The sequence below is a fragment of the Pseudomonas sp. Hp2 genome (genome assembly GCF_006386585.1).
Classification (GTDB): domain Bacteria; phylum Pseudomonadota; class Gammaproteobacteria; order Xanthomonadales; family Xanthomonadaceae; genus Pseudomonas_S; species Pseudomonas_S boreopolis.
The window spans coordinates 23596-49834 of sequence record NZ_VAHJ01000004.1 but is presented as its reverse complement, the minus strand read 5'-3'; the positions used below and the strand labels follow the sequence as shown (position 1 = coordinate 49834).

Below are 26239 nucleotides of genomic sequence, written 5' to 3'. Positions count from 1 at the left end.
GGTTCCGGTCAGGCCTGGAAATCCAGGGTGGGCGAGAGACGGTAGGCGGCCCGCAGTTCCTCCAGGCCGGGAGGCGTGCCGAGCACGGCGACGTCGCCGCCCCGGCGCGAACGCAGCCGCGCGGCGGCTTCGGCCAGCAACGCGAGGCCGGCGCTGTCCAGCCGGCTGACGCCGCCCAGATCGAGCCGCGCGGCGCCGTCCAGCAGCCCGGCCAGCTGCGGCCACAGCGCGGTGGCCGCGGTGCGGTCGAGCGTACCCGTGGCGAGCAGCGCGTCGCCTTCGCGGTACAGCCGGGCGTCGTTACTTGCCATTGTTCGCCGGCTGCGCGGCCAGGGTGCCGCTGCGCAATTCCTTGGCGACCTCGGCGATGCCCTTCTGGCGCAGCGGGGCATCGAACTGGTTGCGGAAGGTCTGCACGTAGGAAATGCCTTCGATGACCACGTCGAAGATCTTCCACTGGCCGTTGACGTTGCGCATCAGGTAGTCGACCGGGGTCGGGTCGTCGCCCTGGCGCAGCAGCTCGGTGGACACCTTCACGCCGCGGTTGCCCGGCAGCGCGGTCTCCGACTTGCCGCGGAAGGTCGGCTTGCCCTCGAAGCTCAGCAGCGCCGAGCCGTAGCGCTGCATCAGGCTGTCGGCCATCGCGTCGGCGAACAGCTTGACGTCGGCGTCGGAGGCGCCGCGGCCGTGCACGCCCAGCACCAGGCGGGCGGCGTAGTCGCGGTCGAACAGCTGGTTGAGCTGGGTGTCGATGTACTGGCGCAGCGCGGCCGGGTTCTGCTTGAACTCGGCGCGGCGCTGCTGCAGCGTGGTCAGCACGTTGCTGCTGGCGTCGATCACGGTCTTGGTGGCCGCGCCCTGGCTGGCGGCCGCGGCCGGGGCGGCCTGGGCGAACGCGGCGGTCGGCGCGGCGGCGAACAGCGCCGCGGCCAGTACGGTCGAAAGCAACGGGGTCTTCATTTGTGGGGCTCCGTGGAAGAGGGCGTGGTCGCGTCGGACGCGGCAGGCGCTTCGCCTGACGCGGAGTTACCGCCACCGCCGCTGAACATGTACTTGCCGACCAGCTGGATCAGGTCCACGGCCGGTTGGGTGAAGGCGATCTCGTCGCCGGGCTTGAGCACGTCGGGGTCGCCGCCGGGCTGCAGGCCGATGTAGCTCTCGCCGAGCAGGCCGCTGGTGAAGATGCCGGCGGAGGTGTCGGCCGGCAGGTCCTTGTAGCGCCCGTCCAGGCTCAGCGTCACCACCGACTCGAAGGTCTTCGGGTCGAGCGTGATGTTGCTGACCTGGCCGACGTTGACGCCGCCGATGCGCACCGGCGCCTGCTTCTTGAGCTGGCCGATCTGGGTGAAGCGGGCGGTCAGGTCGTACCCGTCCGAACCCAGGCCCCAGCGCTGGTTGGTCGAGGCCACCGCCAGCACCAGCAGCGAGGCCAGGGTCAGCAGCAGGAAGGCGCCGACGGCGAATTCGAGTCGTGGTCCACGCATGGCCATATGTCATTCCACCTTTCGTCCAACTGCCGCCGCGACATGCGCCGCAGCGGGCTTTTCATTGAGTTCCCGCGCGTGGACGCGCGGGTTCTTGCGAGGGACTCGCCGCATCCGGGCCCGCCTCATTGGAACAGCAATGCGGAGAGCACGAAGTTGAACATCAGCACCAGCAGCGAGGCGTTGACCACCGCGCGGGTGGTCGCCACCGAGGTGCCCTCGATGGTCGGCTCGGCATGGAAGCCGACGTAGGCGGCGACCAGCGCGGCGGTGCCGCCGAAGATCGCCGACTTGAGCAGCGCCACGCCGAAGTCGTCCCACAGGTCCACGCTGTTGCGCAGGCCCGACCAGAACGTGCCGTTGTCCACGCCGAGCACGTGCACCGCCTCGAAGTAGCCGCCGCTGATCGCCAGCGAGCAGAACACCGCGGTCAGCAGCGGCACGGTCAGCACCGCGGCCCAGAAGCGCGGCGCGACCGCCTTGGCGACCGGGTCGATCGCCATCAGCTCCAGCGCCTTGATCTGGTCGGTGGCGCGCATCAGGCCCAGCTCGGCGGCGATCGAGCTGCCGGCGCGGCCGATGAACAGCAGCGCGGTCAGCACCGGCGCCAGCTCGCGGTACAGCGACAGCCCCAGCAGCGTGGACAGCGCGTCGGACGCGCCGAACGTGGTCAGCGTGCGGTAGCCCTGCAGGGTCAGCACCAGGCCGACGAAGGCGCCGCCGACCGCGATGATCGGCAGCGAGCGCGCGCCGATCTTGTAGATCTCGCGGGTCAGCTCGGCCAGGAAGTCGGCGGTGGGCAGCGAGCCGCGCGCCACCGTCAGCGAGAACAGGCCGGCGCGGCCGAGCGAGCGGATCGATTCGGCGAAGGCCATCAGGCGGCGCTCCTGGTCGTGCGCGCGGCGGCGTCGAACGGGATCGGGCCGTCCGGCTGGCCGTGCAGGAACTGCCGCACCAGCGGATCGGCGCTGGCTTCCAGCTGCGCCGGCGTGCCCGAGAACACGATGCCGCCGTTGGCGATCACCACCGCCTGGTCGCAGATCGGCAACGTCTCGTGGACGTGGTGGCTGACGATGATGCTGGTCAGCCCCAGGCTGTCGTTGAGGCGCTGGATCAGGCTCATGATCACGCCCGAGGCGATCGGGTCCAGCCCGGTCAGCGGCTCGTCGTAGATCATCAGCGGCGGGTCCAGCGCCAGCGCGCGGGCCAGCGCGACGCGCCGGGCCATGCCGCCGGACAGCTCGCGCGGCCAGGCATCGGCGGCGGCGAGCAGGCCGACCGCGTGCAGCTTCATCTGCACGATGCGCGCGATCAGCGCCTTGGGCAGCCGGGTGTGGGTGCGCAGCGGCAGCGCCACGTTCTCGGCCACGGTGAGGTCGGTCAGCAGGCCGTTGCCCTGCAGCAGCACGCCGACGTTGCGGCGCGTCTCCAGCAGCGCGCGCGTGCCGGTCGGGATCGGCGCGCCGAACAGGGCCAGCGTGCCGGCGGCCGGGCGCAGCTCGCCGGTCAGGGCCGCCAGCAGCGTGGACTTGCCGCTGCCCGACGGGCCGAGCACCGCGGTGATGCTGCCGCGCGGCACGTCGAGCGAAACGTCGCGCAGGATCGTGCGCCCGCCACGGTCGATGCGGACGCCGGACAACTGCACGACAGGGGAAGCGGAATCCGACATCGCCACCGTTAACAAATAACGAACAGGTTAATTTCGCGCCGGCTGGCTGAACTCAGTTGGACTAAGTTTTTCAGAACTGGGCGGTCTAGTATTGTGTCACTCCGCGGCTCGTTCGACTACTGCTCAGGTGCATGAATGCGCATGACACCCGGCGCCGCGTGAGGATTCCGTCATTATCGCCGAGGACCGGCCGCGCGGGCGGGCCGCCCATTCAGCCGCCGCGCCCCGGGCTTATCGCCCATGCCGCGCTGCGGCACTATGGCGCGATGGCCGACGCTGCACCGGACTTCCGCCTCTATCATTCCAACTCGCTCGAGGTGCTGGCATCGCTGCTGGCGCACGAGCTGCGCCGGCCGGTACCCGGCCAGTCGCTGCTGGCGCCGGAGACGGTGCTGATCCCGCAGGTGGCGATGCGGCGCTGGCTGCAATCGACCCTGGCCGCCGAGTACGGCATCGCCGCCAACCTGGAGTTCCTCACCCCCGGAGAGTTCGTCGCGCACGCGCTGGAGGCCAACCTCGGCCCGGCCGACGACGACCTGGACGCGGACACGCTGCGCTGGCGCCTGTACGCGGCGCTGGTCGATCCGGAGCTGCTGGCGCGGCCGGCGATGCGCGCGCTGCAGGCCTACCTGGCCGACGGCGACGCGCTCAAGCCGTGGGCGCTGGCCGGCGAGCTGGCGTCGGTGTTCGAGAAATACCAGGCCTGGCGCCGCGACTGGCTGCTGCGCTGGGAGGCCGGGGCCGACCCGGACGATCCGCAGGCGCTGCTGTGGCGGCGCATCGCCGGCGGCCGCGCGCACCGCGCCCGGCGCATCAACGACTACCTGGCGCGCCATGCCGGCGGCGGCGCGCTTCCGGCGGGGCTGCCGCCGCGGCTGTTCGCCTTCGCCACCCTCAACGTTTCGCCCGACGTGCTGCGCGTGCTCGCCACCCAGGCGCGGACCGGCACGCTGCACTTCTATCTGCCCACGCCCACGGCGTCGTACTGGGGCGACCTGCAGACCCTGGGCGCGCGCCTGAAAGCCGGCGATGCCGACCCGTTCGGCGAGGATGCCGGCGAGAACCGCTTGCTGCAGGCCTGGGGCGCGGTCGGCCGCGACTTCATGGCGGTGCTGGGCGGCTACGAGGTGGTGCACCCCTCCGGCGAGATCGCCGCCTACGCCGACCCGGAACGGCGCCCGGGCAAGCCGCTGGCCGAGGGCGGGCTGGGCGACGGCCTGCTGAAGCGGCTGCAGGCCGACCTGTTCCACCGGCGCGGCCGGCCTTCGGGCGGGCTGCTGCCGGCGCTGCGCCGCGACGATCCGACCCTGCAGGTGCACGCCTGCCACACCCGCCTGCGCGAGCTGCAGGTCCTGCACGACCAGCTGCGCGCGCTGCTGGAGGACCCGCGCTTCGACCCGCCGCTGCAGCCGCGCGAGATCGCGGTGCTGGCGCCGGACATCGATCCGTACATTCCCTACCTGGACGCGGTATTCGGCGGCCCCGACGACCCGTTGCCCTACGCCCTGGCCGACGCCAGCCCGCTGGCCGGCGAGCCGCTGGCGGAAGTGTTCGTGCGCCTGCTCGGGTTGCCGGTATCGCGCTTCGGCCTCAACGAGGTGCTCGACCTGCTCGCCAGTCCGCCGCTGGCCGAGGCCGCCGCGCTGGACGCGGCCGCGTTCGAGCGCCTGCACGGATGGCTGCAGGCGGCCGGCGCGCGCTGGGGCCTGGACGCGGCGCACCGCCAGCAGCACGCGGCGCCGCGCGACGACGCCTACACCTGGGCGTTCGCGCTGGACCGGCTGCTGCTCGGCCACGCCAGCGGCAGCGATGCGGAGATCGCCGGGGTGGCGCCGTGGCCGGAGCTGGAAGGCAGCGCGCTGGACGCGCTGGACACGCTGATCCGGCTGTTGCGCGTGCTGGCGCGGCACCAGCAGACGCTGGGCGAGGCGCTGCCGCCGTCGGCCTGGCGCGAGCGGCTGATCGGCCTGCTCGACGCGCTGCTGCCGCAGCCGCCATCGGCACCGTCCACGCAGCGCGCGCTCGACCGCCTGCGCTGGCTGGTCGACGGCTTTGCCAACAGTGCCGCGCGTGCCGGTTTCGAGGCGCCGCTGCCGGCCGAGGCGGTACGCGCGCACTTCGCCGCCGTGCTGGGCGAGGCCGACACGCGCGCACCGCTGCTCACCGGCGGCATCAGCATCGGCCGCATGGTGCCGATGCGGCTGCTGCCGTTCCGCGCGATCTGCCTGCTGGGCATGAACGACGGCGATTTCCCGCGCCGCGACCCGGCCGCCGGCCTCAATCGCCTGACCGCCGAACTGGGCAGCGAGCGCCGCCGTCCCGGCGACCGTTCCACCCGCGAGGACGACCGCTTCCTGTTCCTGCAACTGTTCGCCGCCGCGCAGGACGTGTTCTACCTGAGCTACCTCGGCGCCGACCCGCGCGACGGCAGCGAGCGCGAACCCTCGGTGCTGGTCGCCGAACTGCTCGCCGAGGCCGCCGCCTACCACGCCGATCCGGCCGCCGCCGCACGCGACCTGGTGGTGCGGCATCCGCTGCAGCCGTTCGCGCCGGCCGCGTTCGGCGGCGACGGCGAACCGCGCCGCTTCAGCTACCGCGCGGCGTGGCGCCCGGCCGCCGGCCGCCTCGGCAGCGAGCGCCATGCGCTGGAACCGTGGTTCGGGCAGGCGCTGCCCGCGCCCGAGCCGGAGCCGGCATTGCCGCTGGACGCGCTCAGGCGCTTCCTGCTCGCGCCCGCCGCGCAGTTCCTGCAGTTGCGGCTGGGCCTGCGCCTGGCCGACGAGATCGAGCGCGCCGAGGACCTGGAACCGCTGCTGCTGCCCGGCGGCGGGCTGGAGAAGCACGCCTTGCAGATGCAGGCGTTCGAGGCGCTGCTGGACGGCGAGGACGAACAGGCCCTGTACCGCCGCCTGCGCGCCCGCGCCCTGCTGCCGTCCGGCACGCTGGGCGAGCGCGAGCTCGAAGACCTGCTGGCGCAGCTGCGCCCGTACGCGCGGGGCTTCGCGCAATGGCGCGCCGGGGCCGGCGCACAGTCGCAGCGCTACGACATCGAACTGGACGGCCTGCACCTGCACGGCCGCGTCGATGCGCTGTATCCGCACGGCATCGCGCGGGTGCGGCCGGGCGTGCGCAACGGGCCGGCGGCGATCCGCAACGGCCTGGACTGGCTGCTGGCCAGCGCCGCCGGCGACCCGCGTCCGCTGGTGCGCTTCGACGACGCGGGCGAGGCCGGCACCGGCCCGCACGTGCGCGAGGCCTTGCCGCCGGCGCAGGCGCGCGACGCGTTGCGCGCGCTGCTGGCGTTGCGCGCTCGCGGCCTGCGCGAACCGCTGGCGTTCGGTCCCTACAGCGGCTGGGAGTTCTACCGCCACCTGATGGACGGCGCCGACGCGAAGAAGACCTTCAAGGCCGCGTTCGAGCGCTGGCACGGCACGCGCGGCTATGCCGAAGGACAGGGCGAGGCGACCCGGCTGGCCCTGCGCGGGCGCGATCCGTTCGCCGACCGCACGGCGTTCATCGCCTTCGCCCGCACCAGCTTCGCCGTGTTCGATGCGGTCTGCGAGGGACGCACCGACCTGGAACCGGACGAGGCGACGCTGGACGCGGTCTGGGCCGCGCGCGGCGAGCAGGACGGGGGCGAGGAGGAGTGAGCATGGACGTCCCCGCCGATCCCTACCTGGGACTGCCGCTGCACGGCGTGCGCCTGATCGAGGCCAGCGCCGGCACCGGCAAGACCTTCACCCTGGCCACGCTGGCGACGCGGCTGGTGGTCGAGCGCGGCCTGCGCGTCGGCCAGATCCTGGCGGTGACCTTCACCGAGGCCGCCACCCAGGAGCTGCGCAAGCGCATCCGCGAGCGCCTGGCCCTGGCCGCTACGCTGGTGCCCGAAACTTCCCTTGGAGAGACCGCCCTTGTGGGAGGGACTTCAGTCCCGACGGGCTTTGCCGAGGAAGCGTCGGGACTGATGGCCCTAGGCCACCCAGAGTCCCTCCCACAGGACTCGCCTGAAATCCACTTGACCCGCACCCTCCTGGCGGCCCACCTCGCCACGTCGGGCGAATCCCCCGACGCCCTGCGCCGCCGTCTGCGCCAGGCCGCCGACGAGATCGACCTGGCCGCGATCTTCACCATCCACGGCTTCTGCGCGCGGGTGCTGCGCGAACACGCGCTGGAGAGCGGGCAGACCTTCGCCCCGCCCGAACTGCTCGCCAGCGACCGCGAGCTGCTCGAAGAACTGGCCGCCGACCTGTGGCGTGCGCACGCCGCCGAAGCGGGCGAGGCCGAGCACCTGCCGGCGCTGTGGCCGGCCGGCCCGGCCGCGCTGGCGCGCGACCTGCCGGCGCTGATCCGCCAGCCGCTGCTGCTGCCCGCACCGGTGGACCTCGCCCACGACCCGCGGCCGGCGCTGCGCCAGGCCGCGCAACGCCTGGCCGAGGCGATCGCCGCGCATCTCGAGGACGCACGCGCCGCGGTGGCCGAGGCCTTCGAGCGCAAGCGCTTCGACGGCCGCCGCGCGCGCCGGCCCAGCTTCGACAAGGCGTTCCAGGCGCTGCTCGATGGCCTGCAGGCGCAGGCCTGGTCGCGCGGGGGCACCGCGCACCTGGACAAGCTGGTGCCGGCGCGCCTGCGCGAGCTGTGCAAGGACGGCCACGAGCCGCCGTGCTCGCCGCTGTTCGACGCGCTCGACGCCTGGCTGCAGGCCGACGACGCGATGCGCCTGTGGCAGGGCCAGCGCCGCATCGCGCTGCTGCATCGCCTGCGCGAGGAAGCGCGCGAGCGCCTCGCCGCGCTCAAGCGGCTGCGCCGCGTGCAGACCTACGACGATCTCATCGACGACGTTGCCGCCGCGCTGTCCGGCCCGCACGCCGAGGCCCTGGCGCAGCGCCTGCGCGCGCAGTACGCGGTCGCGCTGGTGGACGAATTCCAGGACACCGACGCGCGCCAGTGGAGCATCTTCGAGCGCGTGTTCGGTCCTGATTCTCCAGATGAACGTCGCGAGTGCGAGCACCCGGCCACCGGGCATAGCCCGGCGGCGCTCGAAAGCGCGCGAACCAGTGGTTCGCAAGCGCGCTTTCTCGCCCTGATCGGCGACCCCAAGCAGGCCATCTACGGCTTCCGCGGCGGCGATGTGCACACCTACCTGGCCGCGGCCGGGCAGGCCGAACGCGCACCGCCGCTGGAGCGCAACTTCCGTTCGCGACCCTCGTTGTTGAAAGCCATCGCCGCGCTGTACCGGCAGGCCGGCGAGCGGGCTTTCGTCGAGGAAGGCATCCGATTCCACGACGTGCAGCCCGGCGGCGTGCGCGGCGACGACGATTTCCTGCGCGACGGCGCGCCCGCGCCGGCCCTGACGCTGTGGCGCGCGCCGCCGCCTGCCGGCGACAAGCCGCACGATGCCGAGCGCTCGCGCCAGCTCGCCACCGCCGCCTGCGTCGCCGCGATCCACGAGGTGCTGGCGCAGGCGCGCGCCGGCCAGGCATCGCTGCGGGGCCGTCCGGTCGAACCGGGCGACATCGCCGTGCTGGTGCGCAAGCACGGCGAGGCCACGCGCATCCAGCAGGCGCTGGCGGAGGCCGGCATCCCCGCCGTGGCGGCCGGCAAGCAGAGCCTGTTCGCCAGCGAACAGGCGCGGGAACTGCTGGCGCTGCTGCTCGCGCTGCTGCACGGCGCCGACGACGGCCGCCTGCGCGCGGCGCTGGCGACGGTGCTGGTCGGCGTGGACGCCGACGGCATCGCCGCGCTCGAACGCGACGGCGAGCTCCACCGCCAATGGCAGCTGCGCGCGCAGCACTGGCGCGAGCGCCTGCAGCGCGGCGGCCCGCTGGCGCTGGTGGACGAGCTGTGCGCGGCCAACGCCGAGCGCCTGCTCGGGCTGCTCGACGGCGAGCGCCGCCTGACCAACTACCTGCAACTGGGCGAACTGCTGCAACAGGCCGACGCGCGCGCGCTGGGCCTGCATGGGCTGGTGGACTGGCTCGGCCGCCGCATCGCCGAGGCCGACCCGGACGACGAGACCCAGTTGCTGCGGCTGGAATCGGACGCGCGCCGCGTGCAGATCGTCACCCTGCACAAGAGCAAGGGCCTGGAGTACCCGCTGGTGTTCCTGCCGTTCGTCGGCATCGGCGGCAAGTCGCCCGATCCCGGCCGCGCCTGCGTGGCGCCGACCGAACAGGGGACGCGCGCGCTGTTCTGGAAACCCTCGCCGGAAACGCCGGAGTGGAGCGCCGCGCGCGCGGCCTGGATCCAGGCCCAGCACGCCGAGGACGCGCGCCTGCTGTACGTCGGCCTCACGCGCGCCGAGCACGCGCTGTGGATCGCCTTCGGCGCGTTCTACAACGCCCCTCGCAGCCCGCTCGCAGCGATGCTGGCCGACCCGGCCGCGCTGGCGGCGCAGCCGGGCATCGTCCTCGACGAGCGCCCGCTCCCGGCCACGCTGCCGTGGCTGCCGCCGCCCGGCGAGGGCGAGCCGCCGCCGGCGCGCGTCGCCACGCGCCGGCTCGCGCCGGACTGGTGGGTCTACAGCTTCACCCAGCTCGCCAACGCCGACGGCGGTGGCGACACCCTCGCCAGCGCCACGGTCGAATCCGCCGGCGGCCACGACGAGCCGGCCGCACCGGTCGCGCTCGAGGACGATTTCGATCCGCGCTTCGCCGGCAACCGCTTCGGCGTGGTGCTGCACGCCGCGCTGGAGCACGGCGACTTCGCCGCCTGGCGCGGCTGGCGCCCGGGCGATGCCGCGCCGGCCGCGGAAGCGGAAACGATCGCCGCGGCCTTGCGCGAGGGCGGCTACGCGGCCGAGGACCTCGGCGACGGCGCGGCGCTGCTGGCGCGCCTGATCGGCCAGACCCTCACCGTCGCGCTGCCCGAGGGCGTGCGCCTGTGCGACGTGCCGGCGGTCGAGCGCCGCGCCGAGATCGAGTTCCAGTTCGCGCTGCGCGCCACCCGCGTGGACGCGCTGCTGCGCCTGCTGCACGCGCACGGCGTGGTCGGCGATCGCCACGGCTTCGGCCTGCGCCAGCGCCTGGAAGGGCTGATGACCGGCCTGATCGACCTCACCTACCGCCACGAAGGCCGCTGGTACGTGCTCGACTACAAGTCCAACCGCCTGCCCGCCTACGACCCGCCGGCGCTGGCGCAGGCCATGCGCCACAGCGAGTACGACCTGCAGGCGCTGATCTACAGCCTGGCGCTGCACCGCTGGCTGCGCTTCCGTCTCGGCGAGGACTACGACTACGCGCGCGACTTCGGCGGCGTGCGGTACCTGTTCTGCCGCGGCCTGGATGCCGCGCGCGATCCCTCGCCCGGCGTGCACGCGCAGCGCTTCGACCCGGCGCTGGTCCACGCGCTGGATGCGCTGTTCGCCGGTGCCGAACTCGAGCCCGTTTCTGCCCGGGAGAGGGGGCGGGGCGAGGAGACGTCCGCGCCCGGAGCGCCTTCGCCATGAACGTCCCCAACTTGCTCGCCGACCTGCAGCGCGCCGGCATCCTGCGCACGCTCGACCATGCTTTCGCACAGAGCCTGCGCCGGCTCGACCCGGGCACGCCCAACGAGGTGCTGGCCGCCGCGGCGCTGGCCTCGCTGGCGGTGGCGCAGGGCCATGCCGGCTTCGACCCGGCGCGCCCGCGCCTGCTCGCCGACGCCGAGCTGGCATGGCCGGACCCGCGGGCCTGGCAGGCGCTCCTGGCCGCCTCGCCATGGGTGGATGCGCCAAGCGTGGACGAGGACGCGGCGACCGCAGCGAAGCCGCTGGTGCTCGAGCGCGGCCTGCTGTACCTGCGTCGCTACCGCGAGTACGAGCGCCGGCTGGCGCTGGCGTTGCGCCGGATCGCCGCCATGCCGCCGCCGGCGTTCGACGTCGAAGCGCTGGCGCCGCTGTTCGACGCCCTGTTCCCTGCTCCTTCCCTTCCCCCGCTCGCGGGGGAAGGTGTCCGGAGGACGGAGGGGGGCAACTGGACCGAAGACCGCCAGGCCCAGGCCGCCGCGTTGTCCCTGCGCCGCGCGCTGCTGTTGGTCACCGGCGGCCCCGGCACCGGCAAGACCACCACCATCGCGCGCTTGCTGGCGCTGCGTGCGGCCGCGGCCCTGCGCGCCGGCGCGGCGCCGCCGCGCATCGCCCTGGCGGCGCCGACCGGGCGCGCCGCCGAGCGCATGGCCGAGAGCCTGCGCGCCGCGGTGGCCTCGATGCGCGCGGCCGGCGTCGACGCCGCCGCCTGCGCCGCGCTGCCCGAAGGCGCCAGCACCCTGCACCGGCTGCTGGGCACCCTTCCCGACTCGCCGCGCTTCCGGCACGACGCCGACAACCCGCTGCCGTTCGACATCGTGGTGGTGGACGAGGCCTCGATGGTCGACCTGCCGCTGATGTGCAAGCTGGCCGAAGCGGTGGCCGACGGCACCCAGCTGATCCTGCTCGGCGATCCCGACCAGCTGCCCTCGGTGGAAGCCGGCGACGTCCTCGCCGCCATCCTCGGCGCCGCCGGTCCCGGCGACGCACTGGCGCCGGACGACGCCATCGCCTTGCGCCCGCTGCTCGGCCCGGTGCCCGTCGCCACGCCCGAAGGCGGGTTGGCCGGCCACCGCATCCACCTGCGCCGCGGCTGGCGCCAGGCCCGGGATTTCGACCTGGCGCCGCTGGCCGAGGCCGTGCGCGGCGGCGACGCCGACGCCGCGCTGGCGCTGCTGCGCGGCGGCCGGCTGGCCGGCGTGCACTTCCACGAGAACGCCGACGACCCGCTGCAAACCCGCCGCGACGCCTTGCTCGCGCACTGGCGCGCGCTGGCGGAGGCCAGCGACCCGGCCCAGGCCCTGCGCGAGGCCGGCCGCCTGCGCCTGCTCACCGCCGTGCGCAACGGGCCGCAGGGCGCGCGCGGCCTCAATGCCCGCATCGAGCAACTGCTGGCCGAAACCGGCACCGCCGGCCGCCGCCTCGGCACCGCCTCGCCCTGGTTCCACGGCCGCCTGCTGCTGGTCACCGAGAACAGCTATCGCCACGGCCTGTTCAACGGCGACGTCGGCATCTGCCTCAGGGACGCACGGGGCGCGCTGGTCGCCTGGTTCGAAGGCGGCCGCGACGGCGAGGTCCGCGGCTTCCACCCCGCGGCGCTGCCGGCGCACGAGAGCGCCTTCGCGATGACCGTGCACAAGGCGCAAGGCAGCGAGTTCGACGAGGTATGGCTGCAACTGCCCATCCGCGACGCACGCGTGCTCAGCCGCGAGCTGGTCTATACCGGCATCACCCGCGCCCGCCGCACGCTGCATCTGGCCGCCAGCGAGGCGGTGCTGCGCGCCGCGCTGGCAAGGCATGCAGCGCGGGTCTCTGGGTTGGGGTGGAGGCTGGGGCAGCGAGAAGGCGAGGGGTTGCATCCCGACCACGTTGTCGCTGGGCCGCCACGCAAACCGGAGCAGGGCACGTTGTTCTAGGAAAGCCGCGTGGTTTCATCCGCCATGCTGTCCACGCACGAGGCCAAGCCGTTGCCGAAGAGCGAAGGCGGAGCGAGCATCGCTCTGTTCTCCTGTACCGGGCATCCGGATCTGAGCGGGTAATGCAGGTCCAGCTCGTTGAATAGCCTGTCGGCGGCGTATATGGCGGTCAATGCCGAAATCATCGGCAAGATGAAGGGCAAGGAAGCTATTTGGCAAACGAGGATCAACAACTGGAAAGCCTTGAGATCGGTCGCTGGCCCGAAGAACGACGGGATAAGCATCGCAATGAACGAAAAAACCGGCATGGCAAATAGTGACAGTCCCATCCACTTGCCTTTCCTTTTGGAGTGGTCTTTCTTGGCCTGCTCGCTGGCTTTTGACTCGCTCTCGGCAGGAAGGAGTGCGAAGGCCCCATTCTCGAATGTACGGAGATAGCGCCTGGCCTTGATGAAATCGTTGATCAATCCCAGCGGATTCTCGCGACGCTTCGCCTCGTCAATGACACGGTTGTCGAGCATCACGCCGAAGGCATCGGATGCAGCCAAGCCCTTCACCAGAGCAGTAGTCGCGTCGTGGTTCAAGAATTATATGGCTCAGGAGGAAATCATCATGTCGGCAAAACCCCAGGGGAAGCCCGAATGGCACTTCATGGAAATGGACGCATGCAAGGCAGGAGTCGAGGCCGGAATTCCATCCACAGCGGCTTGCTTTACTCTCTACATCTTGGGGCGAATCTGACATGGGCATCACCTTGGTGGTGAAGTCCCGGCCGGAAAGGCTGTCCTTGCCCGAGGCCTATGCAGCCGCCGCAGTACTGATAGGGCGATTGGCTCAAGTGCATCCTGATTTTCGCGAATGGTGGTCCAACCCTCGGGGCCCTAAAGATGCTTTTCTTCCCTTCGGCGACCGGAAGGGGATCATCGCCCGTATGGAGGAAGATGAGGAGTTTCCCGAGCTCAAGGAGAAAGGAGCTCCTGGCCTGTTGTTGACGAACGCTGGAGACGAAAAGACTTGGAAAAAGCGTGGCCGAATAGGTTGGACCATCAATCCCAGTTTTGGAGACATGCGGCTGAGTATTGGAAATCCGGAGCAGGCCTTCGAACGCCCAACGGAGATCATTTGGGGGATCCTGAAAGAGCTGAGCAAGGTCCCAGGTGTTTGGTTCGCCCAAACCAATGTGAAACAGCGAGTAGGAAACGATCTGCTTCTGTACAGTATTGACCGTGCTCCGTTTCCCCATCGGGAGTTTCTGGGATGGATGGGGTACGTAAACAGTCCCCTTGCCGCTGAACAGGTTCCCGATGCGGCACGATTGGAGCGTCAAGGTAACGGCACCCTTATCCTTGCTACCGAAGTCCTGGATTTGGGCAATCCGGCGGCAATCAAGCAGGCCAATCAGGTCGAGATGAGCTTGGCCGATCTGGACTTGCTGTCAGTTATCGGCTCTTCGCTATAGTTTCTGAAGAATATCGGAGAACCACTAGATCACTTTCCCGAAGTGCTCATATATATCCGCCCACTTGATGGAAGCTGAGACACAGGTTGCAGGGAAGAAATTGTCCTGCCTCCTGATAGGCAGTAGGGTCGTGGACCACGCCTCAACGGAATAGAGAGCAGCGCTCTTTTGTATATCCTAAGTCGATGCAGATGCGGCCACTACGGCGGCAAGTCCCAGCGGAGCTATTTCTTGCGAAGTTTTTCCTAACTTCTGCCATGCGGCCAAACTCGGCAAAGCTACCAATGCAGGCAATGTGAAAAATCAACGTGGGGACATCCCCACGCACGCACAGGAATGCAAGCAATGGATAGGGTTAAATCAGCGATTTTTCTAGCAGCTGTACTGTTTGGATCGACGTCTACAGCCCATGCCGCAGCGGCAATCTGCAATGACTGCGACTTGGGCAAGAAACAAACCATGTCGCGGGAACTTGGTGTTGGCGATCACTATTTGTGGGATCTATCGCGGCGTACGCTTTATCACATGCGTGTTACTAGTTCGAGTAGCGGCGGTGGCGGAGGAACAGTGCCAACGAATGCGCCGGCTGCGGATTATGTTCGGATTACCTCGAGCGAGCTGGCTGTCACTGCAACGACCACTCTTACTGTTAAAGAAGTTAGTCTGACCAGTGGTGAACGGAGTGTGTTAAGTGCGGGACTGGCGGTTTATGACGCCAATGGAGGCTCTCCGACAGCAACACATGAATTCTCTGTAGCCGTTCAGGTGCCAACTGTAGTAAGCGCACAGGCTCGAGCAACGGTCGCAGCTGTCGGGACTCGGCCGATGACAGCGATGGATGCTGTAACTACCCCGACTTATCGCGATACTGCTATAAGGGCAGCGCTGAGCTATGAACAGGTCGGGCCCTTCTACTATTTTGTGGATAAGTTACGCACAACACTCGTCGATTTTATGAGTGTATTGAGCAAGAATCCACTTGAAAATCCATTCAAAGTTGTAAATATTATAAAATTCCCCGATGGTTCTTACTTTAAAATACAATGGAATTGGAGTGCGCGAGATTATTCGTATGTAAAGGGTTCGGCTATTGATGCAGCCGGTAATCCAATTCCAGAAACAAGAGATCAGGTGACGGATGATGAAGGTACTAGAAATTACGTCTATCCTAACGTCTCCTCCGCCTCCAATGCTGGCGGGGAAATGATCAATCACCTATCCAACTTGGGTGTTGGTTGGGACGGGCCGCGCAACGTACCGGTGAACGTGAGTTACATTGTTGCTTGCGCATCAACTCCAAGCGGCGTCAGATGCCAAGTTCGATATCTATCACCATGAATAATGCAAGAGTCAATAATTATTTTGCTTTCCGATCTTTTCTTATATTACTTGGATCGGTAGTGATTGCGGCCATAGGCAAATCCATTGGGAATGATGGGGTTGGACTCAATGTCTATTATTTCCTATTCTCATTGATATATCTTGCGCTCCCAGTACATCATCTTATTAAAATAGGTAGGTATGATTATTTCTCGAGGAGGAGGTATTCGTATTTCTTAACGGGAGTATCTATTGTTGTGGTTTTTGTTGGATTATTTCTCTCTGTTAGATCAACTTAAAAAAAAGCCCTCGGTTCACCGAGGGCTTTTTTTGGGTAGGGACTTGGACTCGTGTTGCCAAGAGCCTGTCTTCAACATGACACGCCTCTTTAGGGTACTGACCGAGAAGGGTGCTAAGGTAGCGAGTCGCCCGACGACAAAGGGTAAAGCAAGCGACGGGGTGTGTACTTCTATATACTTCGTTAGAAATTCTCTCGGACTGCTTCTCACCGTTGACACGACATTGTGATCTTCGATGCGGCGGCGGTCATGCGAGCCCTTCTGGATTAAATAGGGGGAGCCCATAGTCGCTTCGAACGAGCTCGCCGCCGGTCCTGCGCAAGCGAGGAATGCGATCTGCGCCATGACACGTGGTGAATCGTTGCGCAGCGTGCCCATGTATTGGCATTGGTGCTGATTGGTCGTGCAGGCATGTTGCCGGTTCGGCGGCATGCCTGCACACGAAGACGGAGTGTCCGGTGATTCGGTCGCGTCTTTGGCTTGCCGTTCGGCTGTAGCCGGGACCGCGGCCCAAGTACCCCTTTACCTCACCGATACGGCCCCGGCCCGCGCCACACCGGTTCGCCGCGGCGGTAGACCTCCATCATGTTGATGACCTCGCGGGCGTCGCCGATGGACTGCAGTTCCGGGGAGTCCGGGGGCAGCAGGCGGCACTTGCCGGAACCGCGCCGCAGCGCGATCTCCAGCGGGCAGATCATGCGGTTCTGGGTGCCGGGCAGGAGGATGGCGATTTCCTTCATGCCCTGCTCCTTCCACGCGCGCAGCTGGGTCTCGCTGCGCAGGTCGTAGTAGACCTGGTAGCCGCCCACGTCCAGGCTCGGTTCGGCGGAGCGGCGATCGTTGCGGTAGCCGGGCTCGAAGGCGGCGCTGTCGGCCAGCCCGTCGTCCTCGGCGACGTCCTCGTCGAGCATGCCCGGCGGGCGGCCGGTCCAGGTCTCGGGACGGCGCTGCACCGGTGCGGGCGTCGGCGACGGCGATTGGCTCGGGCGCTGCACGACGGGGCGGGGAGCCGGCACGCGACGCGGCGTGGCGGCCACGTCGGGAGGCAACGGATCCTTGGCGTCCTTGACCACGGTGGAGCGAACGGGCGAGGTGGCCGAAGGCGGGGGCGGGCTCGGCGGGGCGGGTTGCTCCGGTTCGGACGTCTCGCCGAGGAAGTCCACCTTCATCCGGCCGCCGGCGACGGCGCCCTGCGGCGTGGACATGGTCGGCGTGGAAGCGTGCAGCAAGGCGAACACCATCAGCACGTGCAGCAGCGCGCTGGCCAGCGCCGCGAGCCACGGTTCCAGGGGCTCGATCCAGGGCTCGGTCCGCGGCATCCAGTCGCGCGCGTCCACCTCGACATGCAGCACCTGCAGCGCGTCGTCGCGCACGCGGTACACGAGCAGGTACGGCGTGCGCGCGACCCGCCATTCCCGGGTTCCCGCGACCCGGCCAGGCCGACCCAGTCCCGGTTGCTCGCCCAACCTCCGCGTCGCCTCCAGCACCTGCCGTGCCATCGCCGCGGCCGCCACCGGGTTGAGGGCGTGGTAGTGGTCCTGGGCGTGTTCGAATCGCTTGGCGGCCGGGGCGGTCCACTCACGCCGCAACATCGATGCCCCATCTGGCGAACGTCGCCTTCATCCGCTCAGGGCCGGCGAGCTGCCCCCGGTCCGCCGCTTCGATGCCGTCACGGACCGCACCATGGAAACGGGCCTCGTCCACGGCACGCGCAACGTCGTCCCAGCCGGCCGCGTCGGGCAGCGCGTCGATCAGCTTGTGCGCTTCTTGCTTGAGGGGGGACATGTCGCGACGCCGTGGAGCACGATCCCCAAGTCTAGCGCCACGGCCCGGACATCCGCGTGTCGCGGTGGAACACGCCGGTCCGCGGATCGCCCGCGCCCGGCCGCGCGCATCCCTTGGCGGACCTGCGGCGGCATGGCAGGCTGCCGTGGCCAACCCAGGATGCCGCGCCCGATGAGACCATCGCACCCGCCCGAACGGCCCGCATGTCCCGGCATGCAACGAACAGGACGGCACGCATGAACCGCTCGCTCCGGCAGGGCCTGGTCACGCTCCGCCGGCACCCGGCCGGCATCCTGCTGGCGGTGCAGTTGCTGGGCCTGCTGCTGTACCCGCTGATGGAAGACACCTCGCTCGGCCGCGCGCTGTTCGGCGCGTTCGGCATGCTGGTGCTGGCGCTGGTGATCTGGGTGGTCGATCGCGGCAGCGCGTCGGACTGGGTGGCCTGGGCGCTGGCGGTGCCTTCGGTCGTGCTGTCGCTGCTGGCGAACTTCATGCACGTGTGGCCGTTGCAGGCGTTCGCGCAGGTGCTGGAGGCGCTGCTGTACTTCTACGCGGCGGCGGGCCTGATGTTCTACATGCTCGGCGACCACGACGTGACCATGGACGAACTGCTCGCGGCCGGCGCCACGTTCACGCTGCTGGCCTGGGGCTTCGCCTTCGCGTTCTCGGCGTGCCAGGCGCTGGCGCCCGGCAGCTTCAGCGGGGCGGTGGATCCCACGCACGCGCGCAGCTGGCTGGAACTGCTGTTCCTCAGCTTCAGCCTGATGTCGGGCGTGGGCCTGAGCGACATCGTGCCGGTCACCCCGGCCGCCCGCGCGCTGACCATGCTGGCGATGTTCGCCGGGGTGATGTACATCGCGGTGGTGGTGTCGCGGCTGATCGCGCTGACGGGCGTCCGGCAGCGGGAGCGTTGAGCCGCGGCCCGCAAACGCCTGCCGCGCGCGGCAGGATGCTTGCATGTTCGTCGTTGGCCAGGAGGACGCGAATGCTTGTCCGGGGCAGTTGCCATTGCGGAAACATCGGGTTCGCCCTGGACTGGCGGCCGGATCCGGAGGACATCCCGGCCCGGGCCTGCTCCTGCTCCTTCTGCAGGAAGCATGGCGGGGTATGGACGGCGTGCCCGGAGGGCGCCCTGACCGTGCGGATCAAGGACCCCGCGAAGGTGTCCGCCTACCGGTTCGGGACGAAGACCGCCGACTTCCACGTATGCGCGTCCTGCGGGGCGGTGCCGGTGGTCAGCAGCCGGATCGATGGCCGCCTCCACGCGGTCGTCAGCGTGCTGGCCTTCGACGACGTCGATCCGGCCAGGCTCCGCCAGGTGCCGGTCTCCTACGACGGAGAGGATGAGGCGAGCCGCCTGGCCAGGCGCGCGACGCATTGGATCCCGAACGTCGAGTTCGTGCAGGGCGGCGTGTAGATCCCCGGGCCTTCGCGCCGGCAGCAGTGCTATCGTCTCGCCATGGGCAAGACCACGGGCAAGATCCGATTCGAGGCGAAACTGTTGCGGCCCGCAACGCCGAAAGGCGCGGCGTGGGCGTTCCTCGTGCTACCCAAGGATGCCAGCGCGAAGTTGCCGGCACGCAGCATGGTCAGCGTCGAAGGCACGATCGCGGGCCATCCGTTCCAGGCCACCCTGGAACCGGATGGGCAGGGTAGCCATTGGCTCAAGGTCGAGCAGGCATTGCGCGAGGCCGCCGGCATCGAGGCGGGCGCCACGGTCGCGCTCGAACTCGCGCCGGCCGCGGTCGAGCCGGAACCCCAGGTGCCTTCCGACCTGCGCCAGGCGTTGGCCGCGCATCCGGCCGCGCGTGCGGTCTGGGACGACATCACGCCGGTGGCGCGGCGCGACTGGATCCACTGGATCACCTCCGGCAAGAAGGCCGAAACGCGCGTGAAGCGCATCCACACCGCTTGCGACATGCTCGCCTCCGGCAAGCGCCGCGCCTGCTGCTTCGATCGTTCGGGGATCTACAGCAAGGCCTTCGCGGCGCCGGAAGCGGCGGAATAGGCCTCGGCGCGCCGGCGGGCACGAGCCGGCCGGGCCGCCATTGCCGGCGAGGCGCGTCTTCGTGCCGCTGCTGACAAGAAGAAGCCTGCAATCGGCCACGGGCCAATGGCGCTGGGCCACCTGCGCCCTCCTGCAACGAAGACACCCGATGCGCGCGCAGGATGCCATGCGCGCCACGAACGCTCTTTTTCCGTGCTTTTCCCGGTCTCCAAGCCCATCGCGGGAAGGCCGGCACGTGCGCTGCGGCGGTGGCCATCGCGATTTCGCGCCCATGTTGCGATGCAGCTTGCGTGCCGCTCGATGACATAAATACGATTTATCTTACAAATGACTCGCCACGCGTCCGACGTGCATGGCCGGCAATGGCCGCAGGAGGACCGAGGCGAGAGGCGCACCGGGGGGAGCGCTGCCGTACACCATCGTTTCGTCCAAGCCAATGGGTGGGGAAATGGATCAGTCGGCATTAACCGTTTCAATCCGCAACGGACTCCTGGCGATGGCGGCCGTGGCCGCTTCCGCCGCCTTTCCGGCCAACGCGCAGGACGGCGCGCCTGCCGCCAGCCCACCGGCCGAGAACAGGAACGCGCAGGGCGTCACCGACCTGGATGCGGTGCAGGTCACCGGCATCCGCGCCAGCATCCGCAAGTCGCAGGCGCTCAAGCAGGACGCGGTAGGCACGCTGGACGCGGTCTCGGCCGAGGACGTCGGCAAGTTTCCCGACCAGAACGTGGCCGATGCCCTGCAGCGCATTGCGGGCGTTTCCGTGGATCGTTCCAACGGCGAGGCGCGGTTCATCACCGTGCGCGGCTTCGGCCCGGAATTCAACACGGTACTGCTCAACGGCCGCACCATGGCCACGGACAATGCCGGGCGCGAGTTCAGTTTCGACACGCTGCCTTCGGAGCTGATCAATACCGCCGAGGTGTTCAAGACCTCCCAGGCCGACCTGAGCGAGGGCAGCATCGGCGCCACGGTCAACATCCGCACCCAGCGGCCGCTGGACAACCCGGGCTTCCACGTGGCCGGCAGCGTCTCCGGCGTGCAGGGCAGCATGTCCGGCGATACCAAGCCCAAGGTGTCGGCGCTGATCAGCGATACCAACGCCGATGGCACGTTCGGCGCGCTGCTGAGCGTGGTGCGCTATCAGCGCAACCACAGGTCCGAGTTCGTCAATACCGATGGCTGGCTGACCGGCGATAACGGCTACAAGGACGAGGCCACATCGACCAGCATTGCAGTGCCACGTACGACGGAATACCGGGTGACCGAAGAAGAACGCACGCGTACCGGCATCAATGGCGCGATCGACTGGAAACCCAGCGACACGGTGACGGTCACGCTGGATGCGATGTACTCGCACTACAAGATCAAGTCCCACTACAACGCCCTGGGATTGTTCGACGACCCGGCCGACATCCAGTCGATCACCGCCGATGCCAACGGCACGGCCACTTCGTTCGTGCGCAGGGACACCGGTGGGCTGGCCAACGACTACGTCGTGGCGAGCTTCCCACGCGACTCCACCAATCAGCAGGCCGGCATCAACGTGGCCTGGCAAGTGGGCGAGCAGGCCACGCTGGATTTCGACGGCTCCTACTCCAAGGCCGAAGAGAACGACGGCGGCAAGCAGTACTTCATGGTGATGGGCACGCGCAACGTGGGCACCAACCCGACCTGGAACCTCAATCCCGGCGGCTTCCCCAGCTACTCCAACCTGTTGTCCACCGTCGATACCTCCGACCTGCGCGCGCACTACGTGGGCCGGGAGGGCGACAACCGCCGCGACGAGATGTACGAAGGCAAGATCAACTTCACCCGGAACTTCACCGACGGGACGTTGTCGATGCTGAAGTTCGGGGTCTCCGGCTCCAAGCGCACCAAGAGCAGTGTCACCCTGCGCAGCTCGGACGAAGACCTGAACTGTGCCTACTGCGGCTACGCGGTACGCGTACCGGCAGAGCTGGCCAGCGTGTTCAATGCCGGCTCCATCGTCAACGGGATTTCCACCGGCGCGCCGACGCAGTGGCTCACTTACGACGCGGAGCGGTACTTCCAGTTCCTCTCCAGCCCGGCCGCCTACAACCAGCTTGATCCGGAAAGCGCACAAAAAGTTGCCGAGGCGATCGCCAAGTACGGCGGCTACACGGCTGTGCCGGTCGCGCAGAGTCCGTGGCAGGTGCGGGAGAAGACCTACGCCGCCTACGCCATGGCCAACTTCGAAAACAGCTTCCGTGACATGCCATGGGTGTTGAACGTCGGCGTGCGTTTCGTCAAAACCGATGTGGTGTCCGATGCGGTGTCCTCGCAGATAGAGTCGATCACCGGCAACCCGGGCGACCCCACCAATGCGGTCGTGCACTTCACCCCGCCGGTGCCGATCTCGCGAAGCGCCAGCTACGACGATTGGCTGCCTTCGCTGAACTTCCGCATCAACCTGCGCGACGACCTGGTGCTGCGCGCCTCGGCCTCGGAAACGGTGACCCGCCCCACCCTGACCAGCCTGCGCATCAGCGAGAGCATCGGCGTGCGTCCGCCCGGCCCGGGCTCCTACGACACCGGCAACGTGGACCTGAAGCCGTACAAGGCGCGCAACTACGACCTGGGCGCGGAGTGGTACTTCAACAACACCAGCTACCTGGGCTTGGCCGGCTTCTACAAGAAGGTGGACAACTTCATCACGTCCATCACCCAGCCCACCACCATCCAGGGCTACCCGTTCCTGGAGACCAAGCCGGTCAATGCCAACACGGCGGTGGTGAAGGGCGCGGAGCTGTCCTTCCAGTACACCTTCGACCGGCTGCCGACGCCGTTCGACGGGTTGGGCGTGCAAGCGAACTACACCTACGTGGACAGCGCGCAGACCTTCGACCCGGCCATCGCCACCGGCCAGTTCGCGGTGGTGGGGCTGGCCGATTCCGGCAACCTGGTCCTGTTCTACGAAAAGGATCTCATCGGCTTCCGCGTGGCCTACAACTGGCGCGACGAATACCTGGCCGCCGTGCGCGGTTCGCAAGGCCAGCCGACCACGGTCAAGCCTTATGGGCAACTGGATTTCAGCGCCAACCTGAAGATCAACGACAACGTTTCGGTGTTCGCCGAGGCCACCAACCTGACCAACGAGACCGAGGAAGCCTACTCGCGCTACACCGATCGCGTGCAATGGATGGCCAAGAACGGCCGGACGCTGTCGCTGGGCATCCGGGGTTCGTGGTAAGGAGAACGACGTTGGAATCCCTGCTTTCCCGATCGCGCAAGGGCCTGGCCTCGCTGCTGCTCCTGGTGCTGCCGGTGCTCGCCCTGGCAGCGCCGGCTGCCGATTCGACGGCCGGCGTGCGCGAGTGGGAACGCCCGGACATCAACGAGATCGACCGCGCGCCGATGCGCGCCACCGGCTTTCCCTACGAGTCGGTGGCGCTGGCGCGGGCGGGCCGCATGAGCGACTCGCGGTACTTCCTGTCGCTCAACGGTCCCTGGCACTTCGCCTACTCGGAAAGCCCGGACAAGCGCCCGGTGGATTTCTACCGCCCCGGCTACGACGTGTCGGGCTGGGCCACCATCCCGGTGCCGTCGATGATGCAGGCGCAAGGCTACGGGCAGCCGCTGTACAACAACATCACCTATCCGTTCCCGGCCAACCAGCCCTTCATCCCGCACGCGACCAACCCGGTGGGTTCCTACCGGCGCGATTTCACCCTGCCGGACGGCTGGGACGGACGCCAGGTGATGCTGCACATCGGCGCGGCCGGCGCGGCCTACTACGTGTGGGTGAACGGCGAGCGAGTGGGCTACAGCGAGGACTCCAAGCTGCCGGCCGAGTTCGACGTCGGCGCGAAGCTGCGACCGGGCAGGAACACGGTGGCGATCGAACTGTACCGCTGGTCCGACGGCAGCTACCTGGAGGACCAGGACTTCTGGCGCGTCAACGGCATCGAGCGCGACGTCTACCTGGTCGCCGCACCGCCGGTCTGGCTGCGCGACTTCTTCGCCCGCACCACGCTGGACAAGGCCTATCGCGACGGCGTGCTGGATCTGGACGTTGAAATGAGCGGCGCCGCCACGCCGGTCCGGGTGAAGGCCAGCGTGCTCGACGGCGACCGCGTCGTGCTCGAGCGCGAGGCGAAACTGGCGGGCTCGGCCAAGCCGCGCAAGGCCACGCTGGCCGGCAGCATCGCCGGCGTGCGTCCGTGGACCGCCGAAACCCCCAACCTCTACACCTTGCTGCTCGAGGTCTACGGGCCGGGCGGCGAGCTGGTGCAGGCCACCGCCACGCGGGTGGGCTTCCGCACGGTGGAGATCGGCGGCGGATTGGTGAAGGTCAACGGCCGGGCGATCAAGATCCGCGGCGTCAATCGCCACGAGCACGATCCGTACACCTTCCACGTGGTTTCCGAAGCCTCGATGCGCCGCGACATCGAGCTGATGAAGCAGAACAACATCAACGCGGTGCGCACCTCGCACTATCCCAACGCGGAGCTGTGGTACGCGCTGGCCGACGAGTACGGCCTGTACGTGATGGACGAGGCCAACATCGAGTCGCACGAGTACATGCAGAAGGGCGACCAGGGCATGCGCGCGCGCGACAAGGTGCAGCTGGGCTACGACCCGAAATGGGCGCTGCCGCACCTGCAGCGCGTGCAGCGCATGGTGGAGCGCGACAAGAACCACCCGTCGGTGATCTTCTGGTCGCTGGGCAACGAGGCCGGCACCGGCCCGGCGTTCGCCCAGGCCGCCGCGTGGATACGCGGCTACGACAAGACCCGCCTGGTGAGCTACCTGGGCCACGGCACGCTGTACGCCCAGCACCTGCCCGAGCCCTACGTGGACTTCTACGCGCCGATGTACGACTCGGTGGAGCGCATCGTCGATTTCGTCACCAACCCGGATTCGCCGCCGATACCGTTGATCCAGTGCGAATACGCCCATGCGATGGGCAACAGCCTGGGCGACCTGAAGCGCTACTGGGACGCCATCTATGCCCACGACCGCCTGCAGGGCGGCTTCGTCTGGGACTGGGTGGACCAGAGCATGATCAAGACCACGCCCGACGGCCGGCAGTACTGGGCCTACGGCGGCGACTACGGTCCCAATCCTTCCGGCCAGGACGCCATCGAATTCGGCGATGGCCTGTTGCAATCCGACCGCACGCCCAACCCGCACCTGCATGAACTGGCCAAGGTGTACGGGCCGGTCCAGTTCGAGGCAGTGGATGCGGCCGCGGGACGCTTCGTCGTGCGCAACCGGCACAACTTCATCGACCTGGGCCGGTTCGACTTCGATTGGCAATTGCGCGAGGACGGGCGCTTGGTCGCGCAGGGCCGCGGGCCGGCCCTGTCCACGCCGGCCGATGGACAGGAGACTGTGCAGTTCACGTTGCCGCCCGTGCAGCGCAAGCCCGGTGCCGAGTATTTCCTGACCCTGCGCGCGCTGGCCCGCGACGGCGCCGTGCCGCTGGTGCCGGCGGGGCAGGTGGTGTCGTGGGAGCAGTTCGCGCTCTCGTCGCCGCCCGTGCTGCCGCCCGCACCCACGTCCGGCAATGCGGTGGCGATGAGCGAGACCGCAGGCGAGATCCGCCTGCGCGCCGCCGGCGCCGAACTGGTGGTCGATCGCGGCACCGGGCAGGTGGCGCGCTATGCCTACCAAGGCCAGATCTTGCTCAGCGGCGGCACGCCCAACTTCTGGCGCGCACCGACCGACAACGACATCGGCACCGGCCTGTACGCCAGCCACCTGGTCTGGAAGACGCTCTCGGAAACCCGCCGCGTCCGCGGCGTGCAGGCGTCCAGGTCGCAGGACGGCGGCGCGCGCGTGCAGGTGGGCTTCGACATCGGCGGCGACGCCACGCCGGACGTGCAGTACGACGTCACCTACGAGATGGCGCGCGACGGCTCGGTGACCGTCACCGGCGATTTCCGCCCGCTGTACGCCGGCCTGCCCGACCCGCTGCGGCTCGGCCTGATGTTCACCGTGCCCAGCCGCATGACCGAGCTGAGCTGGTACGGACGCGGCCCGCACGAAACCTACGCCGACCGCTACACGAGCGGCGAGATCGCGCTGTACTCGGGCAGGATCGCCGAGCAGAACCACGACTACATCCGCCCGCAGGAAACCGGCAACAAGGTGGACGTGCGCTGGCTGGCGGTGGCACCGGCCAACGGCACGGGGCTGAAGATCACCGGCGCCGAGCCGCTGTCGGTCAACGCGCTGGCCTTCCCGTACTCGGACCTGGACCGCAAGCCGGTGGGGCAGGCGCACAGCTCGGACATCCGGCCGCGCGAACACGTCAGCCTGATGATCGACCAGCGCCAGATCGGCGTGGGCGGCGACGACCAATGGAGCCGCTGGGGCCAGCCGCACCAGGCCTACCGCATCCCGGTGGTGCCCTCGCGGTATCGGTTCCGCTTGCAGCCGCAGTTGGTGAGTGATTCTGTCGGGGCGGCGGAATAAGCCCAAGCCCAGGCGGACTTTGGTCCGGGAGTTTGGATGGTCCTCGGGGGATTGTCTTCTGTGGGAGGGGCTTCAGTCCCGACGAGCCTTGCCAGCGTTGTCTGGCGACGCGGATTTTTCCTTCTCTCGCTTGCGGGAGAAGGTGCCCGGAGGGCGGATGAGGGTATGGGCGAAGCCATATGCAGGCTCCATCCGCCATCCATCCATCGTCGTTCCCGCGAAAGCAGGAAACGCTTCTCAGCAGCGGAGCGATCCCACAACAGCCGAATGGCTGATCATCCAGGGACGTTGCTAGGCTTCTGCTTTCCTCGCCTGGAGCAAAGCTTCACCCTGGGCGAGTCTCTTTGATCAGCC

18 protein-coding genes are annotated in these 26239 nt (G+C 68.6%); 10 read left to right on the top strand and 8 right to left on the bottom strand.

The window, feature by feature from the left end; translation table 11 throughout:
• Positions 1 to 8: 8 nt before the first annotated feature.
• The 5 genes from FD678_RS13305 to FD678_RS13285 form a co-directional block, all read right to left on the bottom strand.
• A complete protein-coding gene (locus tag FD678_RS13305; protein WP_140724374.1) occupies positions 9 to 311 on the bottom strand; it encodes an STAS domain-containing protein in 303 nt (100 codons plus the stop codon).
• Positions 301 to 960, bottom strand: a complete 660-nt coding sequence (locus tag FD678_RS13300; RefSeq protein WP_140724371.1) for an MlaC/ttg2D family ABC transporter substrate-binding protein — start codon at positions 958 to 960, stop codon at positions 301 to 303. Before FD678_RS13300 ends, FD678_RS13305 begins: the two co-directional genes overlap by 11 nt.
• Positions 957 to 1484, bottom strand: coding sequence for an outer membrane lipid asymmetry maintenance protein MlaD (gene mlaD / locus FD678_RS13295; protein ID WP_218569717.1), 528 nt, complete (start codon positions 1482 to 1484; stop codon positions 957 to 959). Before mlaD ends, FD678_RS13300 begins: the two co-directional genes overlap by 4 nt.
• Before the next feature lie 125 nt (positions 1485 to 1609).
• A complete protein-coding gene (locus FD678_RS13290) occupies positions 1610 to 2359 on the bottom strand; it encodes an MlaE family lipid ABC transporter permease subunit (RefSeq protein ID WP_140724365.1) in 750 nt (249 codons plus the stop codon).
• The gene (locus FD678_RS13285; RefSeq protein WP_140724362.1) at positions 2359 to 3153 is read right to left on the bottom strand and encodes an ABC transporter ATP-binding protein; all 795 of its coding nucleotides are present in this window, start codon (positions 3151 to 3153) and stop codon (positions 2359 to 2361) included. The genes FD678_RS13290 and FD678_RS13285 overlap by 1 nt, the downstream gene beginning before the upstream one ends.
• A gap of 266 nt (positions 3154 to 3419) precedes the next feature.
• Here FD678_RS13285 and recC point away from each other — a divergent pair, with 266 nt between their 5' ends.
• The 3 genes from recC to recD are packed head-to-tail and all read left to right on the top strand — an operon-like array spanning position 3420 to position 12570.
• Positions 3420 to 6803, top strand: coding sequence for an exodeoxyribonuclease V subunit gamma (recC, locus tag FD678_RS13280; RefSeq protein WP_140724359.1), 3384 nt, complete (start codon positions 3420 to 3422; stop codon positions 6801 to 6803).
• Positions 6804 to 6805: 2 nt separating this feature from the next.
• Complete coding sequence (locus tag FD678_RS13275) at positions 6806 to 10597, top strand: UvrD-helicase domain-containing protein (RefSeq protein ID WP_140724356.1); 3792 nt, start codon at positions 6806 to 6808, stop codon at positions 10595 to 10597.
• A complete protein-coding gene (gene recD, locus FD678_RS13270) occupies positions 10594 to 12570 on the top strand; it encodes an exodeoxyribonuclease V subunit alpha (protein ID WP_140724353.1) in 1977 nt (658 codons plus the stop codon). The genes FD678_RS13275 and recD overlap by 4 nt, the downstream gene beginning before the upstream one ends.
• On the opposite strand, the gene FD678_RS13265 is transcribed toward recD, so the two are convergent.
• Complete coding sequence (locus FD678_RS13265) at positions 12567 to 13154, bottom strand: hypothetical protein (protein WP_140724350.1); 588 nt, start codon at positions 13152 to 13154, stop codon at positions 12567 to 12569. The two genes, recD and FD678_RS13265, sit on opposite strands and share 4 nt — an antisense overlap.
• Positions 13155 to 13312: 158 nt before the next feature.
• Between FD678_RS13265 and FD678_RS13260 the strand changes: the two genes are divergently transcribed.
• Complete coding sequence (locus FD678_RS13260) at positions 13313 to 14029, top strand: Imm52 family immunity protein (protein ID WP_140724347.1); 717 nt, start codon at positions 13313 to 13315, stop codon at positions 14027 to 14029.
• Positions 14030 to 14374: 345 nt separating this feature from the next.
• Positions 14375 to 15367 (top strand): hypothetical protein, encoded by a 993-nt coding sequence (locus FD678_RS13250; protein WP_218569716.1) that lies wholly within the window; start codon positions 14375 to 14377, stop codon positions 15365 to 15367.
• Positions 15368 to 16175: 808 nt separating this feature from the next.
• Here the strand turns inward: FD678_RS13250 and FD678_RS13245 are convergent.
• The gene (locus FD678_RS13245; protein ID WP_140724344.1) at positions 16176 to 17240 is read right to left on the bottom strand and encodes a type II toxin-antitoxin system RelE/ParE family toxin; all 1065 of its coding nucleotides are present in this window, start codon (positions 17238 to 17240) and stop codon (positions 16176 to 16178) included.
• Positions 17227 to 17433: a hypothetical protein gene (locus FD678_RS13240; protein ID WP_140724341.1), complete on the bottom strand. Its 207-nt coding sequence runs from the start codon at positions 17431 to 17433 to the stop codon at positions 17227 to 17229. The genes FD678_RS13245 and FD678_RS13240 overlap by 14 nt, the downstream gene beginning before the upstream one ends.
• Positions 17434 to 17669: 236 nt before the next feature.
• Between FD678_RS13240 and FD678_RS13235 the strand changes: the two genes are divergently transcribed.
• The 5 genes from FD678_RS13235 to FD678_RS13215 all read left to right on the top strand — a co-directional run bounded on the left by FD678_RS13235 (position 17670) and on the right by FD678_RS13215 (position 25885).
• On the top strand, positions 17670 to 18347 hold the full coding sequence (locus FD678_RS13235; RefSeq protein ID WP_140724338.1) for an ion channel: 678 nt from the start codon (positions 17670 to 17672) through the stop codon (positions 18345 to 18347).
• Between the two features lie 35 nt (positions 18348 to 18382).
• The gene (locus tag FD678_RS20965; RefSeq protein WP_441346746.1) at positions 18383 to 18850 is read left to right on the top strand and encodes a GFA family protein; all 468 of its coding nucleotides are present in this window, start codon (positions 18383 to 18385) and stop codon (positions 18848 to 18850) included.
• Between the two features lie 42 nt (positions 18851 to 18892).
• The gene (locus tag FD678_RS13225; protein ID WP_140724332.1) at positions 18893 to 19441 is read left to right on the top strand and encodes a YdeI/OmpD-associated family protein; all 549 of its coding nucleotides are present in this window, start codon (positions 18893 to 18895) and stop codon (positions 19439 to 19441) included.
• A 505-nt stretch (positions 19442 to 19946) separates the two neighbouring features.
• On the top strand, positions 19947 to 22655 hold the full coding sequence (locus tag FD678_RS13220; protein ID WP_177497788.1) for a TonB-dependent receptor: 2709 nt from the start codon (positions 19947 to 19949) through the stop codon (positions 22653 to 22655).
• Between the two features lie 11 nt (positions 22656 to 22666).
• A complete protein-coding gene (locus FD678_RS13215; RefSeq protein ID WP_218569714.1) occupies positions 22667 to 25885 on the top strand; it encodes a glycoside hydrolase family 2 TIM barrel-domain containing protein in 3219 nt (1072 codons plus the stop codon).
• Positions 25886 to 26239: the final 354 nt, after the last annotated feature.